This window comes from Mesorhizobium sp. P3_A8, from assembly GCF_056402995.1.
Genome location: NZ_JBFUGI010000011.1, coordinates 125,035 through 142,399, shown reverse-complemented (window position 1 = coordinate 142,399; position 17,365 = coordinate 125,035). Strand labels below are relative to the sequence as shown.

At 63.3% G+C, this 17,365-nt stretch carries 21 protein-coding genes; 11 read left to right on the top strand and 10 right to left on the bottom strand.

Going from position 1 to position 17,365, the window contains the following annotated elements:
- Positions 1 to 33: 33 nt before the first annotated feature.
- The 5 genes from AC1DX4_RS24820 to AC1DX4_RS24800 all read right to left on the bottom strand — a co-directional run bounded on the left by AC1DX4_RS24820 (position 34) and on the right by AC1DX4_RS24800 (position 6,444).
- Complete coding sequence (locus tag AC1DX4_RS24820; protein WP_477222807.1) at positions 34 to 2,007, bottom strand: glycoside hydrolase family 127 protein; 1,974 nt, start codon at positions 2,005 to 2,007, stop codon at positions 34 to 36.
- A 21-nt stretch (positions 2,008 to 2,028) separates the two neighbouring features.
- Positions 2,029 to 2,886 (bottom strand): carbohydrate ABC transporter permease, encoded by an 858-nt coding sequence (locus AC1DX4_RS24815; protein ID WP_477222806.1) that lies wholly within the window; start codon positions 2,884 to 2,886, stop codon positions 2,029 to 2,031.
- Entirely contained in the window at positions 2,886 to 3,812 is a 927-nt protein-coding gene (locus AC1DX4_RS24810) for a carbohydrate ABC transporter permease (RefSeq protein ID WP_477222805.1), read from the bottom strand. The genes AC1DX4_RS24815 and AC1DX4_RS24810 overlap by 1 nt, the downstream gene beginning before the upstream one ends.
- A gap of 276 nt (positions 3,813 to 4,088) precedes the next feature.
- Positions 4,089 to 5,336, bottom strand: a complete 1,248-nt coding sequence (locus AC1DX4_RS24805; protein ID WP_477222804.1) for an ABC transporter substrate-binding protein — start codon at positions 5,334 to 5,336, stop codon at positions 4,089 to 4,091.
- Positions 5,337 to 5,400: 64 nt separating this feature from the next.
- The gene (locus AC1DX4_RS24800; RefSeq protein ID WP_477222803.1) at positions 5,401 to 6,444 is read right to left on the bottom strand and encodes a LacI family DNA-binding transcriptional regulator; all 1,044 of its coding nucleotides are present in this window, start codon (positions 6,442 to 6,444) and stop codon (positions 5,401 to 5,403) included.
- Positions 6,445 to 6,883: 439 nt separating this feature from the next.
- Here AC1DX4_RS24800 and AC1DX4_RS24795 point away from each other — a divergent pair, with 439 nt between their 5' ends.
- The 4 genes from AC1DX4_RS24795 to AC1DX4_RS24780 all read left to right on the top strand — a co-directional run bounded on the left by AC1DX4_RS24795 (position 6,884) and on the right by AC1DX4_RS24780 (position 9,241).
- A complete protein-coding gene (locus tag AC1DX4_RS24795) occupies positions 6,884 to 7,945 on the top strand; it encodes a diguanylate cyclase domain-containing protein (RefSeq protein WP_477222802.1) in 1,062 nt (353 codons plus the stop codon).
- A 597-nt stretch (positions 7,946 to 8,542) separates the two neighbouring features.
- Positions 8,543 to 8,749 carry a hypothetical protein gene (locus AC1DX4_RS24790; protein ID WP_477222801.1) on the top strand — a complete coding sequence of 69 codons (207 nt, stop codon included), beginning with the start codon at positions 8,543 to 8,545 and terminating at the stop codon, positions 8,747 to 8,749.
- Positions 8,750 to 8,760: 11 nt separating this feature from the next.
- Positions 8,761 to 8,952 (top strand): hypothetical protein, encoded by a 192-nt coding sequence (locus AC1DX4_RS24785; protein WP_477222800.1) that lies wholly within the window; start codon positions 8,761 to 8,763, stop codon positions 8,950 to 8,952.
- A 64-nt stretch (positions 8,953 to 9,016) separates the two neighbouring features.
- Positions 9,017 to 9,241: a DUF6500 family protein gene (locus AC1DX4_RS24780; RefSeq protein WP_477222799.1), complete on the top strand. Its 225-nt coding sequence runs from the start codon at positions 9,017 to 9,019 to the stop codon at positions 9,239 to 9,241.
- Here AC1DX4_RS24780 and AC1DX4_RS24775 read toward each other — a convergent pair whose 3' ends face one another.
- Complete coding sequence (locus AC1DX4_RS24775) at positions 9,242 to 9,508, bottom strand: DUF1488 family protein (RefSeq protein ID WP_477222798.1); 267 nt, start codon at positions 9,506 to 9,508, stop codon at positions 9,242 to 9,244.
- Complete coding sequence (locus AC1DX4_RS24770; RefSeq protein WP_172226082.1) at positions 9,505 to 9,759, bottom strand: hypothetical protein; 255 nt, start codon at positions 9,757 to 9,759, stop codon at positions 9,505 to 9,507. Before AC1DX4_RS24770 ends, AC1DX4_RS24775 begins: the two co-directional genes overlap by 4 nt.
- Positions 9,760 to 10,006: 247 nt before the next feature.
- Here AC1DX4_RS24770 and AC1DX4_RS24765 point away from each other — a divergent pair, with 247 nt between their 5' ends.
- The 3 genes from AC1DX4_RS24765 (at position 10,007) to AC1DX4_RS24755 (ending at position 12,401) form a co-directional block, all read left to right on the top strand.
- Positions 10,007 to 10,372: a co-chaperone GroES gene (locus tag AC1DX4_RS24765; RefSeq protein ID WP_477222797.1), complete on the top strand. Its 366-nt coding sequence runs from the start codon at positions 10,007 to 10,009 to the stop codon at positions 10,370 to 10,372.
- Positions 10,373 to 10,464: 92 nt separating this feature from the next.
- A complete protein-coding gene (gene groL / locus AC1DX4_RS24760) occupies positions 10,465 to 12,093 on the top strand; it encodes a chaperonin GroEL (protein WP_477222796.1) in 1,629 nt (542 codons plus the stop codon).
- A gap of 149 nt (positions 12,094 to 12,242) precedes the next feature.
- A complete protein-coding gene (locus AC1DX4_RS24755; protein ID WP_172226088.1) occupies positions 12,243 to 12,401 on the top strand; it encodes a hypothetical protein in 159 nt (52 codons plus the stop codon).
- Positions 12,402 to 12,416: 15 nt separating this feature from the next.
- Here AC1DX4_RS24755 and AC1DX4_RS24750 read toward each other — a convergent pair whose 3' ends face one another.
- Genes AC1DX4_RS24750 through AC1DX4_RS24740 form a run of 3 tightly spaced genes read right to left on the bottom strand, consistent with a single transcriptional unit; the run spans position 12,417 to position 14,052 of the window.
- The gene (locus AC1DX4_RS24750; protein ID WP_477222795.1) at positions 12,417 to 12,986 is read right to left on the bottom strand and encodes a DNA-3-methyladenine glycosylase I; all 570 of its coding nucleotides are present in this window, start codon (positions 12,984 to 12,986) and stop codon (positions 12,417 to 12,419) included.
- Positions 12,987 to 12,998: 12 nt separating this feature from the next.
- Positions 12,999 to 13,298, bottom strand: coding sequence for a hypothetical protein (locus tag AC1DX4_RS24745; protein WP_477222794.1), 300 nt, complete (start codon positions 13,296 to 13,298; stop codon positions 12,999 to 13,001).
- Positions 13,299 to 13,317: 19 nt separating this feature from the next.
- On the bottom strand, positions 13,318 to 14,052 hold the full coding sequence (locus AC1DX4_RS24740; RefSeq protein ID WP_477222793.1) for an SDR family oxidoreductase: 735 nt from the start codon (positions 14,050 to 14,052) through the stop codon (positions 13,318 to 13,320).
- A gap of 190 nt (positions 14,053 to 14,242) precedes the next feature.
- On the opposite strand from AC1DX4_RS24740, the gene AC1DX4_RS24735 reads away from it, so the two are divergent.
- From AC1DX4_RS24735 to AC1DX4_RS24720, 4 genes are all read left to right on the top strand, one after another.
- A complete protein-coding gene (locus AC1DX4_RS24735; RefSeq protein WP_477222792.1) occupies positions 14,243 to 15,127 on the top strand; it encodes an AraC family transcriptional regulator in 885 nt (294 codons plus the stop codon).
- A gap of 128 nt (positions 15,128 to 15,255) precedes the next feature.
- Entirely contained in the window at positions 15,256 to 16,140 is an 885-nt protein-coding gene (locus tag AC1DX4_RS24730) for an AraC family transcriptional regulator (RefSeq protein WP_477222791.1), read from the top strand.
- Between the two features lie 213 nt (positions 16,141 to 16,353).
- Positions 16,354 to 16,662 carry a GYD domain-containing protein gene (locus AC1DX4_RS24725; RefSeq protein ID WP_477222948.1) on the top strand — a complete coding sequence of 103 codons (309 nt, stop codon included), beginning with the start codon at positions 16,354 to 16,356 and terminating at the stop codon, positions 16,660 to 16,662.
- Between the two features lie 176 nt (positions 16,663 to 16,838).
- Complete coding sequence (locus AC1DX4_RS24720; protein WP_477222790.1) at positions 16,839 to 17,336, top strand: GAF domain-containing protein; 498 nt, start codon at positions 16,839 to 16,841, stop codon at positions 17,334 to 17,336.
- Positions 17,337 to 17,365: the final 29 nt, after the last annotated feature.

The window sequence follows — 17,365 nt, the reverse complement described above, 5'->3', positions numbered from 1 at the left end:
GAACGCGCAAGGCCTGAAGTCTTGCGGCCGGCCTCAGCCGTCCCGCAGCCACACCAGCATCTCGCCGGGCTCGCGATTGTCCCAGGCGAAATAGGGGATGGCGGTCAGGCGCGTCTCGACGCTGGCCGGCGGTTCGGAGCGATAGAGCCCGTCCTGCCAGCCGTCGCTGGCATCGGTCCGCGCCGTGGCTGAAAGCGTCACCACGCCCCCAAGCAGTTCGGGCGCCTCATGGGCCTCTATCCCTGCCGTGCGCGGCAGGGTCAGGCGATGCAGCCGGCTGTCATTGTCTGATGCCTCGACGCAATAGATCAGCGGCCCGCGCGACAGCGCGACGCGCCCAGCATCCTGCCTGACCTCGGGGTTGGCGTAGAGCCGCTCGATCGGCATTTCGAGGTCGAGCCGGACGCGGTCACCCTTTTGCCAGACGCGCCGGATCGCGGCATAGCCGTCGCTGCTCACGTCATCGAGGTCGACCGCCTCGCCATTGATCTCGAGCGTGGCGTTGGAACTCCAGCCCGGTATGCGCAGATGCAACGTGAACTCTACCGGCGCTTGCGGTTCAACCGTGATCTCGACGGCGCCGTCCCAGGGATAGTGGCTCGCCTGTGTCAGGCTCACTGGCGTGCCCGCTATGTCGAAGCGGGCGGTGGAGTCGCCGTAGAGGTGGACGGCGAGCCCATCGTCGGCCAGGCTGTAGAAATAGCTGCCGATGGAGGCGACCATGCGCCCGACATTGGGCGGGCAGCAGGGGCAGCGGTGCCATTTCCATCTGTTGTGCCGGCCCCGGCTTTCCAGCGGGTTTTCGTAGAAGAACAGCGAGCCGTCGAGCGACAGGCCGGAGATCGAGCCATTGTAGAGCGCGCGCTCCATCATGTCGGCATAGCGGGCGTTCGGCCCCATGCCGAGCATGCGGCTCGCCCAGAACACCAGGCCAACGGCGGCGCAGGTCTCGGCATAGGCGCTCTCATTGGGCAAATCGTAGTCGCTGGTAAAACCTTCATTGTGCGCCGAGGGTCCGAGCCCGCCGGTGATGTAGAGGTTTTTCGTGGTGAGATCGTCCCACAGCCGGTCGAGCGCCACCCGCAGCGTGTCGTCGCCATATTCGGTGGCGATGTCGGCCATGCCCGAATAGAGGTACATCGCCCTGACCGCGTGGCCGACGACCTTGTCCTGTTCGCGCACCGGTCTGTGCGACTGATTGTATTCATAGGTCTTGAAATGATAGGCCTTGGGGTCGGCGCCGCGGGCGCGCGCCTCCTCGTCGAAGTAATGCGGCTGCTGCCCGCGCTGGTCGATGAAGTATTTCGCCAGCTCCATGTATTTCGTCTCGCCGGTCACCCGCGAGAGCTTGACCAGCGCCAGCTCGATCTCCTCATGGCCGCAATAGCCCTTCTTCTTGCCGGGCTCCGGCCCCAGCACCGAGGCGATGTGGTCGGCATAGCGGCTCATAATGTCGAGCAGCTTGCGCTTGCCCGTCGCCTGATAGTAGGCGACCGCGCCTTCGATCAGATGGCCGGCGCAATAGAGTTCGTGGCAGTCGCGCAGATTGGTCCAGCGCTTGCCGGGCTGGATGCGTTGGTACCAGCTGGAGAGGTAGCCGTCCTCCTGCTGCAGTCTGCCATACATGTCGATGACGGCGTCGATCTTCTTTTCAAGCTCGGGGTTCTTGAGCCGGTAGAGCGAATAGGCCGCGGTCTCGATCGTCTTGCCGAGATCGGAATCCCAGAACATCTGCGTCGTCACCGTCGAGCCGGTGAATTCGGCGCCCTGGCGGTCGGCTTCATCGGGCGAGGGCGAGTGGAAGGGAATGACGATTCCGGGCGAGGGGCGGTCGGGGTCGATCTGCTCCAGCATGCGCGCCTCGACGCAGCGCTCGTAGAGGATATCGGCGGTGCGCGTCGCCACCGCGTCGGCGCGGTCGCCCCAGAAGCCGTGCACGTCGACCTGCGGCACCGGCAGCGGGCGGAAGGCGAGTTTCGGTTTTCCGGGTTTTGCGGATGCGGTCATGAACTTACTCCATTTGGTCGATTACTTGACGGCCCCGGCCATCAGGCCGCGGATGTAGAAGCGCTGCAGCGCGAGGAACAGGATCAGGCACGGCACCATCATCACGGTGACGCCCGCCTGGACCGCACCCCAGTCGATGGCGCCGAAGCGGCCCGACTGCAGTGCCGTCATCATCACCGGCAGCGTGAATTTGGACTGGTCGGTCATCAGCACCAGGGCGGCGAGGAATTCGTTCCAGGCGCCGAGGAAGGCGAACAGCGCGATGGTGACGACGCCCGGCCAGACCAGCGGCAGCATCACCTTCAAAAGCATGGTGACGTTGTTGGCGCCGTCCATGCGGGCGGCCTCCTCGATCTCGCGCGGCACCGCGTCGAAGGCGTTGCGCATCATGAAGATCGAGAACGGCAATTGCAGCGTCACATAGACGCCGACCAGGCCGGTCAGCGTGTTGTGCAGGCCAAGCTTGGTCAGCACCAGGAAGATCGGCGTCAGGATCGACTGGAACGGGATCATGATCGTCGACAGGATGAGGACGAAGAACAGGTCCTTGAACGGAAAGCGAAAGCGCGAAAAACCGTAGCCGGCGAGCACGCTGACGATGACCGACAAAATGACGGTCATCACCGAGACGTAGATGCTGTTTTGCGCCGAGGCCCACAGCCCATCACCGAAGGAGTTGAGCGTGGCGTAGTTTTCGAGCGAGAAGCCCGTCGTCGGCCATGGCGGCAGTGGCGGCAGGCGGGCTTCTGCCGCCGGCTTGAAGGCCGACAGCACGGTCCACACGATCGGCGCCACGAACAGCACAGAGGCGATGATGCCGGTGGAGTGCCTGGCGAAGCGAGCAGCGAGCTTGCCTCTGGCTGATACCGCCTGCGCCATCAGTCGATACCTTCCGGCTTGCGCAGCAGCCAGAGCTGAACGAGGCTGAGCGCCACCAGGATCACCAGCAGCACCATCGAGAGTGCGGCGCCATAGCCGAGCTTGAACGACACGAAGGACTGGTTGAAGATCCAGTAGACCGCCGTCAGCGTCTGGTTGCGCGGGCCGCCGCGCAGGATGATGTAGAACTGGTCGAAGGCGAGGATCGAGCCGGCCACCGACAGGATCAGCGCCAGCGCCAGCGTGCGGCGCATCAGCGGCAAAGTGATCGCCCGGAACCTTGCGAACGGCCCGGCGCCGTCGATGACGGCGGCCTCCTGCAGGTCCTGCGGGATCGATTGCAGGCCGGTCATCAGGATGATCATGGTGAAGCCGGCGACCTTCCACACCACCATGGCGATGATCGACCAGAAGGCCGGCTGGAAGGTGGCGAGCAGGTTGAACTTCTTGTCGATCAGGCCGAGATCGTAGGCGGCTGGGCTGAACAGGCCGGAATCGACATTGAGCAGCCATGACCAGAGCAGGCTCGCCGAGGCAAAGCCGACCACCGCCGGCATGAAGAAGGCGGTGCGGTAGAGGTTGGTCAGCGGCCGCGGTTTTTCGATGAAGATCGCCAGCGGAAAGGCGATGGCGAAGATCGCGATGGTGACGATCACCGTGTAGTAGCCGGTGAATTTGAGCGCGTTCCAGAACCGGGTGTCGCGCAGAATGGCGACGTAATTGTCGAAGCCGATATAGAAGTGCTCGCCCATCAGCGGCCAGTTGTGCAGCGACATCCAGGCCGTCATGCCGAGCGGGATGACGAAGAACAGCATCACCAGCGCCACGGCCGGCGCGACATAGAGCAGCCCGATCCACTGCCGGCGGCCCGCGCCGACTCGTTTTCTGGCGCGGGGTGGGGCGGTGGTGGTTGCGATGGTGGTCATGGGTGGATGGCCGATGCTGTTCGGGCGTTGGCCAAGTACCCCCTCACCCGGATTGCCAACCGAATTGCGAAGGGCAATTCGGGGCAATCCGACCTCTCCCCGAGGGGAGAGGAGGGAGCCGGCACGAGCGCCCGTCTCTTCTCCCCAGCGGGGAGAAGGTGGCCGCGTAGCGGCCGGATGAGGGGGTCTTGTCTCAACGCTATAGCCCTGCCGTTGGCGATGCAAAATTGCCGGCCACCCGCCCAGGGAGACAGGCGGGTGGCCGGCAGGCGGCCGCTACTTCTGCGGCGCCTGGTCGATGATCGACTGCATGGTCTCCTGCGCGTTCGCGATCGCGCCGTCGACATCGTCGCCGAAGAAGACCTCGTTGATCATCTGCGTCCACGGGCCGTTGGCGGAGTTGATCAGATCGTTGAACACCACCGAATAGGGCGTCTTGCCTTTGGCCATGGCCTCGGCGGCGATCTGGTAGCGCGGGTCGAGATCCTTCAGCGCATCCTTGGCGATGTCGCCGCGCACCGGCAGGCTGCCATATTTGGCCAGGATGGTCTGGCCCTCGAGCGAATAGGCGAAGTCGAGGAACTCCTTCACCACGGCGAGTTTCTTGGTGCCCTTGGTGACGACGAAATTGTCGCCGCCGGCAAAGGACGACCAGCCGCCATCCTTGCCCGGCAGGAAAGTGACGCCGTAGTCGACATTGGGGTACTGCGTGTTGAGCGCGCCGATGGCGAAGGCGCCGGAGGGCGAGATGCCGATATTGCCGGCGGCAAAGGCGGCAAAGAAGTTGGCGCCGGTATCGGTCTGCGCGCCTGCCGGCACCAGGTCCTTCTTGACCATCGAGCGGTAGAGGTCGATGGCGCCGCGCAGTTGCGGGCTGTCCAGCGTCGCCTTCGAGCCGTCTTCCGAGAGGATATCGCCGCCCGAGGCCCATATCAGCGGTGTGAAGGTGAAGATGTTGCAGCCGCCGCAATTGCCGGAGAAGTAGAAGCCCTTGATGTTGCCGCCGAGCGCGTTGACCTTTTCGGCGTCGGCGGCGATCTCGGCCCAGTTGGTCGGGCCTTTTTCAGGGTCGAGACCGGCCTGCTTGAACAGCTTCTTGTTCCAGATCAGCACCGAGGCGTCGGCCGAGAAGGGCAGGCCGTAAATGTGGTCCTTGTAAGTTCCCGTCTTCACATGCGCCGGCGACAGGCTGGCGAAATAGGGCAGGGACTTGGCCCAATCGGTGATGTCCTCCAACTGGCCGGAGGCGGCGAAGGAGGGCGTGTAGATCAAGTCGAGCGACAGCGCGTCGGGCGCCGTGCCGCCGGCGGCGGCGGCGCCGTATTTCGGAATGATCTCGGCATTGGGGATGATGTCGAGCTTGATCTGGTCCTTGTGCGCCTTGTTGTAGGCGTCGACGATCTTCGGCATGAAGTTCGAGCCGTCGGCGCGCACCCAGATGTTGGCGGTGTCGGCGGCGGCAGCGCCGAGGCTGCTGCCCAGCACGGCAGCGGTCAGGGCCAGTTTGGCAATCAGGTTCCTCATCTTCTCCTCCTCCAAGGTTGGCCGCTGTGTGCGGCTTGGCGCCGATCAGGCGGCGCTTTCGTTTTCAGCCATCCAGCGGATGGCCGCAGGAATGCCGCACCACCAGCCGGCACGGCAGTTTTCGAATGCCCGGCACGGCGGGCTGGCCGCCGACCAGTGAAAGCAGGGTCAGGCCCGCCTCGCGTCCGAGGGCGACCAGGTTCATGTCGACCGAGGTTAGCGGCGGGCGGGTCGCTTCGGCGACGATCTCCCAATTGTCGAAGCCGATGACGCCGACATCATTGGGCACGTTGAGGCCGCGTTCACGCAGAGCATCGATGACGCCGCGCGCGATCTGGTCGTTGCCGCAGAAGATGGCGTCCGGCCTTTCGCTTTTGCCATCGAACAGGATCGCCACTGCCTCATGCCCCCAGGCTTCCGACCAGGAGCCGAGCAGCGGTTCGGTCACCGGCAGCCCGGTTTCGGCGAGCACGTCGCGATAGGCCTGGGCGCGGGCGTGGACCACGGCAAAGCTCGCCGGCCCGCTGACATGGGCGATGCGCCGGCGGCCGAGCCGGCAGAAATGCTCGACCGCCAGCCGCGCCCCGCCGGCATCGTCCGAGACGAAGGCGACAGCGTCGGGATCGGGCTGGGTGAAGGCATAGATCACGGGCACGCGCAGATTGGAGAGATCGACAGGCAGATGGCGGTCGATACGCTTGCCGGTGGCGATGATGCCGTCGACGCGCTTGTCGAGCATGGCGTCGACATGCAGCTGGCCAAGGCGCGGATCCTCTTCGACATTGCACAGGAACACCGAGACGCCCTTGTCGACCAGCGCGTCCGAAATGCCCGACATCAGCGGCAGCGAGAAGCGGCCATAGGTATCGTTGGTGAGCAGGCCGACGGTGAAGGAGCGGCGCCTAAGCAGACTCTGCGCCAGGCTGTTGGGGCGGAAGCCGAGGCTGCGCGCTATCTCGCGGATGCGCTCGCGGGTCTCGGCGGTCATGCGCCCCTGGTCGTTGAGCGCTTTCGAGGCGGTGGCGACGCTGACGCCGGCCTGCGCCGCCACGTCACGCAAGGTGACGGGCTTTGGAAAGACCGGAACTGGCTGATCGTCCGATGCCATCGCGCCGAGAAATCCTTAGTTGGGAAAAGGTTTTCTCTTACAGGTCGGAACAAGGCCCGGCCAATGGCCGAGCCCGCTCGGAAATGTTTGGAAAAACCTTTTCTCACATCAGGCTAGGGCAGATTGAGGGAGCGTTCAAGGGGAAAAGTGGTCTGGAGTTCCGTCGGTGGAGAGAAAGGCCAGAGGTGGCAAGGCTCGGGTTCCTCGCCCCGCAAAGCGGGGGAGAGGTGGCCGCGAAGCGGACGGAGAGGGGGCTGGCGTCGGCATGTCACGGGGAATGGCTTGCATCCGAGCGGAAGGGTTTGCGCCATTCCCCCTCTCCGTCTCGGCTTCGCCGWGCCACCTCTCCCCCACTCTCGTGGGGGCGAGGAACCCACGGATTGTCAGCGAAGTTTTAAGGGCTTCCGCGCCATGGTGGCCACCTGCCAGGAATTCCGCCATGCCCGATACGTCATACGCTCCGAAAGGCCCGGCCTCGCAGCCCGGCAAGCGGGCAGGGCACGACAGCGCCGACGAGCGCCGTCGCGATGCCGCCGCCGTCGCCCAACTCAAGCAGCAAGTCGTAGCACAGGCCGCACTGATCGCCAGGCAAGAGGTTTCGCTGGCGCACAGCCGCAAGATCTTCGACCGTGCTTCGGTCGCCGCGCGTATCGGCGTGTGGGAATGCAGCCTGCCCGGCGAACAATTGCACTGGACCGATGTGGTCTATGATTTGTTCGATCTGCCGCGCGGCGCCCTGCTCGATCGCAGTGAGATCGTCAAGTGCTATCCGGCGGAGTCGCGCAAGGCGCTGGACAGTTTGCGCAGCCGCGCGATCGCCGAGCGCAGCGGCTTCAGCCTCGACGCCGAGATCACCACCTTCGCCGGACACAGCCGCTGGATCCGCATCACCGCGACCGTCGAGTGCGAGGAGGGTGTGCCGGTGCGCATCTTCGGCATGAAACAGGACATCACCGAGGAAAAGATCCTGTCGGACCGGATGCGCTATCTCGCCGAATTCGATGCCATGACCGGGCTTGCCAACCGCGCCCGCTTCCAGGCGCGGCTGGCGCAGGTGGATGAAAGCCGCCCACTCGGCGCGCTGCTGTTGATCGACCTTGACGGCTTCAAGGCGGTCAACGACACGTTCGGCCATGTCGTCGGCGACGAATGCCTGAAGGCGGCGGCCGAGCGCCTTGCCGGCGGCTGCGGTGAGGCGGAGCTGGTGGCGCGCGTCGGCGGCGACGAGTTCGCGGTGCTGCTCGGGTCGCATCTCGACCGGGGTGCTGTCTCCGGCGTGGCGCGCGACATCATCGAGAGCATGGGCAAGCCGGTCGCGATCCGCGGCCAGTCGCTGAGGCTCGGCGCCTCGGTCGGTATCGCGTTTGCCGGGGCAGGCTCGCCTTGCGACCTGTTCGCGCAGGCCGACACCGCGCTCTATGCCGCCAAGGCGGCAGGGCGCAACACGTTCCGCATCTTCAAGGCGGAAGCCGGTGCGAAAGGCAGGAGTGCCGCGGCGTGAGTGCCTGAGCTCTTTAGGAAAAGCCCAGACGGCTTCCCGGGAAAAGCACATAAAGCTTTCCCTTGGGGTTTTTTTAAAACAAAGAGTTAGGGCTGTGAGTTGGAGTTCTGATTCACCCGCTGGAGCGCTGCTTGCCGGTCACGCATTGCCCGCACAGATCGACGTCTCGCCTCCCAAAGGCACCGCTCGTCCCTTCGGAGTTTGGCAGCATGGAGCCTGGCGGAAAGCGATGGAACGACACCGCCAAGCGGCATTTCGCAAAGTGTTGACAGAACCGCCTTCGGGCTTAACTTTTCCGCAAGCATTTCCCCGTTAGGTCAACGGCAATGGCCTCGTGGCGGAGCGGCTACGCTGGAGACGGCAAATCTCTGAAGCCTCGGTTCGATCCCGAGGCGAGGCCTCCACACAATCATATAGTCGAGAACCTTCGCTGGACCGCTTGTCGCAGCGGATTTGTGCGGTTCCGGCCATGAAGCAGCAGGGCCGACGTTAATACCGCCTATCTGCATTTGGCATGCAGGGCGCTCGCGAAAAGAGTGCTATGGAAGGGCGCGAGCATGCTCGCTCCGACTTTCCCCGACATTCGAGGTCATTTTCGTGCGTGAACCGTCACTGCTGCCGGTCTTTGGGAAACTGGGCGCCAAGGCATCCGTCGCCATTGTGCCGGCACCGGTCGCTTCGGCAGGCATCGTGCCGCGCTTGCGGCAAGTTCTGACCGCGCATGGCGGCATGGTGCTGAAATTGTCGGTGATCGCCTGGACGGTGCTGGTCCTGGGAGCGGTGTTTTTCATGATGCAGGGCTGAGGTAAGCCAGCATGGCCAATCGCTACACACTGCGCATGGAGCTTCCCCAGAGTTGGACCATAGTCGACGTCTTCACCGGCCAGCCAGCCGTGGTCAGGCAAAAAGTGATGGTCGGGATGGGCCCGCGCGAGGCCGAGGACATGGTCGTGCAGATGAATGTGCGCGACGTCAGGCGCCGGGAGAGGGCGGAGCGCAAGGATTGAACGTTCCGGCTGCCGGCTCAAAGGCTGGGCCAAGACCCCGCCGAACCAAAACCAGAGGATTCCCGTGAGAGCGAGCCTGAGGCAAAAGATACTGGAGGTCTGCGACCGCAAGATCTCCGAGAAAGGGCCTGCCGTCGGCGTGTCGTTCTACGCGTTTTTTGCCAACAGGAATGACGACCCCGAGCTGCTGATGGAAGCAGCGGAATGGTGGATCAGAACCCACCGCCTCGATCATTTCGAAAAGGCCGCGAAGATACGCACGATGATCGAGGGCATGGAGCTCGGCTAATCAGCCGAAGTCGGCGGCCGTCAGCACATACATGCTCTTGCGGGTGCGGTCGTAAGCCTTCGACGCCACGTCGCGGATGGCGCCGCTCTGCGTGTCGAATGTGGCGAGGTAGCCTGCCTCGTTGGCTGCGGTTGCCGGCTGCATCCTGGTCATCGCGTCGGCAGCGACCGAGAAGGAAATCTGGAACATGCCGTCATGGCCGACGAAACGGATGCGCTTGCCGGCTTCGTCATAGCTGCGGCTGCGGTTGGGGAAGGTGAGGCTCATGTCTTGACCTCCGTTGTGGCGGCCTTCTTGGTCGCGCGCTTCTTCTTCGGCGTCGGGTTCAGGGCTTCGGCGACCCGGTCGGCCTCTTCCTTGGCCAGCCGCAAAATCCTGAGCTTCGCCGTCTTGATCTCCCTGGCCTTTGCCTCCGACATGTACTCGGCGGTTGCCTTGTTGCGCTCGGCCGTCTTCTTCTGCTTGTCGACAAAGCGGGCTTCAGCTTTTTCCATGATCGTCTGATTGCCATCGGCCATCGAACAAATCTCCCTTGCGTTTGAAATCGTGAAAGTGAACTTGTCCGATAAATAGGCACTCGACCGGCAAAATTCAATTTTTTGAATTATTTATGCCATTCGCGATATCACGGAATCGCCGGCCGAAATAATACTTTTCAATATTTCATCGAGCCCGCGAATAATTTTTGGCACTCCTATCTATCGAGTGCCAAAGCGCCTATATGGGGGAAGCGGCCGCCTATGCTGGCCCCAGAAAGAAGTTTTCATGAAATTTCGGCCACTCCACGACCGCGTCGTCATCCGGCGCGCCGAAGGCGATATCAAATCCAAGGGCGGCATCATCATTCCCGACAATGCCAAGGAAAAGCCGCAGCAAGGCGAAGTCATCGCCGTTGGCCCTGGCGCACGCGACGAAAATGGCGCGCTTGTGCCGCTCGACGTCAAGGCCGGCGACCTGATCCTGTTCGGCAAATGGTCGGGCACCGAGGTCAAGATCGACGGCGAGGACCTTCTGATCATGAAGGAAGCCGACATCATGGGTGTCATCGACAACAGCGAGGCAGCCACCGAGAAGACTGTGGCCGCCAAGACCGTCGCAGCCAAGACCGTGGCCGCCAAGAAGGCTGCCTGATCAGAGCGCCCGCGTGTCCTTCGGGACGCGCAAGGAGGCTCAGAGATTGATCATGGAGGCTCTGCCTTCATCAACCGAACTGGATAAAAATCATGTCTGCCAAGGAAATCAAATTCGCCACCGACGCGCGTGACCGCATGCTGCGCGGCGTCGAGATCCTCACCAATGCGGTGAAGGTCACGCTCGGCCCCAAGGGCCGCAACGTCATCATAGATAAGGCCTATGGCGCGCCGCGCATCACCAAGGACGGCGTCACCGTCGCCAAGGAGATCGAGCTTGCCGACAAGTTCGAGAACATGGGCGCGCAGATGGTGCGCGAAGTGGCCTCGAAGACCAACGACCTCGCCGGTGACGGCACCACGACAGCCACGGTGCTGGCCGCCTCGATCCTGCGCGAAGGCGCCAAGCTGGTCGCCGCCGGCATGAACCCGATGGACTTGAAGCGCGGCATCGACCAGGCGGTTGCCGCCGTCGTCACGGAAATCAAGGCGAAGGCCAAGAAGGTCAAGTCGTCGGCCGAGATCGCCCAGGTAGGCACCATTGCCGCCAATGGCGACGCAACCGTCGGCGAGATGATCGCCAAGGCGATGGACAAGGTCGGCAATGACGGCGTCATCACCGTCGAGGAAGCCAAGACTGCCGAAACCGAGCTCGATGTCGTCGAAGGCATGCAGTTCGACCGCGGCTATCTCAGCCCGTATTTCGTCACCAATGCCGACAAGATGCGCGTTGAGCTGGAAGAGCCCTACGTGCTCATCCACGAGAAGAAGCTCGGCAATCTGCAGGCGATGCTGCCGATCCTCGAAGCCGTGGTGCAGAGCGGCCGGCCGCTGCTGATCATTTCGGAAGACGTCGAAGGCGAGGCGCTTGCCACGCTGGTCGTCAACAAGCTGCGCGGCGGCCTCAAGGTCGCGGCCGTCAAGGCGCCGGGCTTCGGCGATCGCCGCAAGGCGATGCTGGAAGACATCGCGGTGCTGACTGCAGGCCAGATGATTTCCGAGGACCTCGGCATCAAGCTCGAAAACGTCACCATCGAGATGCTCGGCCGCGCCAAGCGCGTGCTGATCGAGAAGGACACCACCACGATCATCGACGGCGCCGGCACCAAGGCGACGATCCAGGCGCGTGTCGCCCAGATCAAGGGCCAGATCGAGGAAACCACCTCCGACTACGACAAGGAAAAGCTGCAGGAGCGGCTGGCCAAGCTGTCGGGCGGCGTTGCCGTCATCCGCGTCGGCGGCGTCACCGAGTCGGAAGTGAAGGAGAAGAAGGACCGCATCGACGACGCGCTGAATGCAACGCGCGCGGCGGTTGAAGAAGGCATCGTGCCCGGCGGCGGCGTGGCTTTGCTGCGTGCCAGGTCGGCGCTTGCCGGCCTGACCGGCGTCAATGACGATGTGACGGCAGGCATTTCGATCGTGCTGCGCGCGCTCGAAGCGCCGATCCGCCAGATCGCCGAGAATTCCGGCGTCGAAGGCTCGATCGTCGTCGGCAAGCTCACCGACAGCAAGGATCACAATCAGGGTTTTGACGCCCAGAATGAGACCTATGTCGACATGATCAAGGCGGGTATCGTCGATCCGGCAAAGGTCGTGCGCACCGCACTGCAGGACGCCGGCTCGATCGCAGCACTTCTGATCACCGCCGAAGCGATGATCACCGACATCCCGGCTAAGGATGCGGCACCGGCGGGCGGTGGCGGCGGCATGGGCGGCTACTAAAATTCAACTGGTCCGCGAAGGTGGCTTCTCAGGAGCCACCTTTCGGATCTGACCTGAATCCGACCAAGCCAGCTCTTCACAGGAGTTGAAATGACTACCGCCGGGGGATTTCTCCCGGCGCATAGGCCTCTAGCCCAGGAGACGGATCCATGATCACGTTCGTGCGGAAGCCAGAGACGGTCGTCACGACCGAAAAAACCGAGGAAAGCCGCTTCGACCGCATCCGCAGGATTGCCGCCGACAAGCACAAGAAATCCGATTCCGACACGGCAACGCCACCAAAGAGCGAGCCCAAACGCCCGATGTAAGGCACCGACACCGGATCAAAGCTGGACTTGCGATCGCCTGAAACAACCGGTGGCGTGGTCGTTGACGATGCCGACGGCCTGCATCCAGGCGTAGACGATGGTCGGGCCGACGAATTTGAAGCCGCGCCGTTTCATCTCCTTGGAAATCCGTTCGGAGAGTGGCGATGAGGCGATGAAGCCGTGGCCGTCGTTTTCCACCACCTTGCCATCGGTGAAGGACCAGCAGAAGTCGGCGAAACTCTCGCCGCGCTCCGCCATCTCGCAGAAGATCTGCGCGCCGCGGATCGTCGCTTCGATCTTGGCGCGGGCGCGCACGATGCCGGGATCGGCCATCAGCCGCTCGATATCGGCCGGGCCGAAGCGCGCGACTTTCTTTGGATCGAAACCGGCGAAGCCGGCGCGAAAGGCGTCGCGCTTCCTGAGCACGATGATCCAGGCGAGGCCGGCCTGAAACCCTTCCAGCATCAGCATTTCCCACAGCATGCGGGCGTCATGCTGCGGAACGCCCCATTCCTCGTCGTGATAGGCGCGCATCAGCGGGTCGCCTTCGGCCCAACCGCAGCGATGATGTGCGTGAATGTCCATCTCGATCCTCCGTCAGGCGATAGTGTGGCGAACCGGCGCCACGGTCCAGTCCACGGTTCGCTGGTCGATCATGGCGTGCACCGGCGAGTGGCCCATCTCGGTCATAACGCCGCCTGCCGCCTTGCGGCCCGCCTCGGCTGACCCCCAGATCAGCACGTCGACAATGGTGCCGTCGTCGCGCTCGGCGATGCGGCGCGACAGGAAACCCGGCTGACGTTTCAGCCAGGCGTCGATATCGGCGTTGGCGGCAATGAACTCGGCGCAGATCTGGCCGTTCAGCCGGAAGGTCGTCACTTCGATCGCTTCGGTCATGTCATCTCTCCGTTGGTGCTCAGCCTTGCGCCGTCGGGCGCACGACCAGTTCGTTGACGTCGACGCCATCAGGCTGGCCGATGGCAAAGCCGATCGCTTCGGCAATCGCACCGGGCGGGATGGAGGCATCATCCAGCATGGCACGGGCGCCGGCCTCGACCTGCGGGTTGGCGATGCCGTCGAACAGCTCGGTGCGGGTGAGGCCAGGGCTGACCACCGTTACCCGCAGGTCCCGGCTTTCCTGGCGCAGCCCTTCCGACAGCGCCCTGACGGCGAATTTGGTGGCGCTGTAGACGGCGGCGGTGGGGTCGACCCGGTGGCCCGAGACCGAGGCGACGTTGACGATGTGGCCGGATTTCTGTTCAGTCATGACCGGCAGCACGGCGGCGATGCCGTTGAGCACGCCACGCAGATTGACATCGATCATGCGGTTCCAGTCATCGACGCGGAGTTCCGCCATGAACGACAGCGGCATCACGCCGGCATTGTTGACCAGGACGTCGACCCGGCCATGGCGCTCATGAGCGGCGGCGACGAAGGCCTTGACGCTGTCGAGGTCGGTGACATCGAGTTCTCGGGAAAATGCCTGGCCGCCGGCCAATTCGATGTCTTGCGCTATCGCCGTGATGCGGTCGGTGCGCCGGGCGCCGAGCACGATGCTGTGGCCGCTTGCCGCGAGGTGGCGGGCCGTGGCTGCGCCGATGCCGCTCGAGGCGCCGGTGATCAGCACGACCTTGCCGGGTGAACTTGTCATGAGAGGCTCCGCCTGTTGGTTGGGAGGCAAGCTCCCGATGGTGGCGTTATGCGACGGGCGGTCGCCGGGCGTTATCGCGATCCTGCAAGATTCATGCATGATCCTGCAAAGATCCGCTGTCGCCGCTGGCCGGGATTGCAGGATCGGATATGATCGACGTCATGATGATTTCGAAGACTTCAGGTGCCATTTGACGACTGCACACGGCCCTTATGGCGAGATGGCGTCGATCATCGCCCGCTTCACGGGTGAGGACGAAGAGTGCGCGACGGCGATCGACACCTTGTTCTTCAGCCGGCGTTCCTCGGCCGACAAAAGCGTCTACACCGCGCAATGGCCGTGCTTCGCGCTGGTCGTGCAGGGTGCCAAAAGCCTGGCACTCGGGTCGGAACTCCATACCTATGGCGTTGGCGATTATCTGGTCGTGTCGCTCGACCTGCCGGTCGTGTCGCGGGTGACGGAGGCGAGCCCGCAGGTGCCGAACCTTGGGCTTGGTCTCAGGATCGAGCCGGAGCGGCTGAAGGACCTGTTCGGCCGCATCGGCATGGCGCCGGCCGCCCCGCACGACATGCGCGCGGTGGCGGTCAACAAGGCGCCGCCTGACTTGCTCGATGCTGTCGTGCGGCTGCTGCGCCTGCTGGACCGGCCACGGGATATTCCCGCCATGGCACCATTGATCGAGCAGGAAATCCTTTATCGCGTGGCGACCGGTCCGTTCGGTCCCGCACTGCTGCAGATCGCCATGCTGGAAACACCGACCAACCGGGTCGCCCAGGCGATCGCATGGCTGCGGCTGAATTTCACGCGGCCATTGCGTATCGAGGAACTGGCACAGCATGTCGGCATGAGCGCGTCCTCGCTGCATCATCACTTCAAGGCGGTGACGGCAATGACGCCGATGCAGTACCAGAAGCAACTGCGCCTCTACGAAGCGCGGCGGTTGATGTTGACCGAGCGCCTGGATGTCGGCTCGGCCGGCTACAGCGTCGGCTATCAGAGCCCGTCGCAGTTCAGCCGCGAATACAGCCGGCTCTACGGCCGCCCGCCGCTGCGCGATGTGGTGGGAAGCCGGTAGGATCACGGACATCCGGCACCTGCAAGAGGCCGCTGGCGAGCACCGGTTGATCCCACGTCAAACCGCAAGATCGGTCGAGCGTGTCATGTCTGGCAGCGCCTAACTGGGTCGCCACGGAGGACGGGACGTTGAAGGCGGCACTTGAAAACTACCATGCCCGGATGCGGCGGGTGCTGGACCACATAGACCAGCATCTGGATGACGATCTGGATCTGGAAGCGTTGAGCGGCGTCGCGGCGTTCTCGAAATACCATTTCCACCGGCAGTTCACGTCAACCTTCGGGGTGTCCGTGCACCGCTACGTCCAGCTTGCCCGCTTGAAGCGCGCTTCGTACAGGCTTGCCGGAAGCGACGCCGAAAGCGTCACCGATATTGCGATGGATGCCGGTTACGACGCCCCGGATGCCTTCGCCCGCGCCTTCCGGCAACGGTTCGGACAATCGCCTTCGTCGTTCCGGAAATCTCCCGACTGGGGAGCGTGGCTCATGGCCTTCGGGCCTTTCGACAAAGCAAGGAACACGCTCATGCAGATAATCTTCGAACCCGACGACGTGATGATCCGCGATGTGCCGCCCACACCGGTGGCTGTTATGGAGCATCGCGGCGATCGGGCGACGCTCCAGGACACCATCCAGCGGTTCATCGTCTGGCGCAAAGCCCACGGTCTGTCGCCCGAGACAAGCCCGACCTTCAACATCTTCCGTTCTGAGCGGGAGCCTGCGATCGCGGCCGACTACAGCATGGACATTTGCGTCGGCACCGATCAGCCGATAGATTCGAATGACGGGCAGATGAAGGCTGGCGTCATTCCCGGCGGACGCTGCGCGGTGCTGCGCTACCCCGGCAACACCAACAATCTCGAGCCGGCAGCACTTTACCTCTATCGTGAATGGCTTCCGGCCAGCGGCGAGGAAGTGCGCGACTTTCCGGTCTATTGCCAACGACACCTGTCCCTCGTCGCGGAAGGGCCGCTGCACGAAGTGGTCGTTGAACTCTTTCTGCCTCTCAAATAGCAATAGCGAGCTGTCCCTTCCGATCGCGAGAAGCGGACGGTGTGTCCGGTATTGTCATTATATTAGCTTCAGCGCATATTTAGCCCGCAGCGCGCCCTTGGTCGCCAACGCGTCCCAGGGCGCCTGCAATTGTTCCGAAAAATAAATCACTCCGTGCCGCTCGAATTATGGAGCAGCACGAGACAATGACATTTGGAGGAAATACCCATGAAAGTGACTATCTTGGCAAACTATGCGCCTCATGCAGCCAAAGGATTGATGCAAGGCTCGGACAGGCAGGCTGCGGTCAAGGCGCTTTTTGAAAGCGTTGGCGGCAAGATGACCAGCGTGATGTTCACGCGCGGCATCTATGACGTCGTTGTCAATGGCGAGGTGCCGGACCAGTCAGCGGGGATTGGCATGTCCCTTGCGGTGCGAGCGAGCGGCTCGCTGACCGAGATGGTTGTACTGGAAGAACTCGACATGAAGGCAGTGCTCGCGGCCGCCAACAAGGCTGCCGGCGCGTACAAAGCCGCCGGCTGATGGCCTTCCTTTCTTGATCAAGGCAGCACGGTTCGATGCCGTGCTGCCGAGTGTCGGACAGGGCATCTTCTTCCGACTTTCGCGGCGACTGGCATTCAAGCTAGTATCGTGCGGTGGTCGTTTGGTGCAGAGAGCTTGCTGAAACGCAACCGCGATTCTGAACACGGAGACAAGCCATGTTTGCGGCCAAGGCCATCGACACGTCAGACAAGGCCGCGTTCTACCGCGACCTCGCCACTCAATTGAAGGCGCTGCTCGAAGGCGAGGGCGACTCGATCGCCAACGCCGCCAACACCGCGGCGCTGATCTTCCAGATGGTGCCCGACCTCAACTGGGCCGGCTTCTATTTCCTGGCCTCGGACGAGGAACTGGTGCTGGGACCCTTCCAGGGCAAGCCGGCCTGCGTGCGCATCGCGGTCGGCAAGGGCGTCTGCGGGACGGCGGTCGAGCTCGGCACTTCGATGCTGATCAAGGACGTGCACGATTTCCCCGGCCACATCGCCTGCGATGCCGATTCGCGCTCGGAACTGGTCGTGCTTCTGGAAGACGATGAAGGTGTCTTCGGTGTGCTCGATCTCGACAGCCCGCTGCCCGGCCGTTTCGACAAGGCCGACCAGGCCGGCATCGAGACGCTGGCGGCGATCTATGCCGCCTCGAGTTCGTTCGAGGATTGAGCGGTCGCCGTTGAGATAACGCCTCGGTG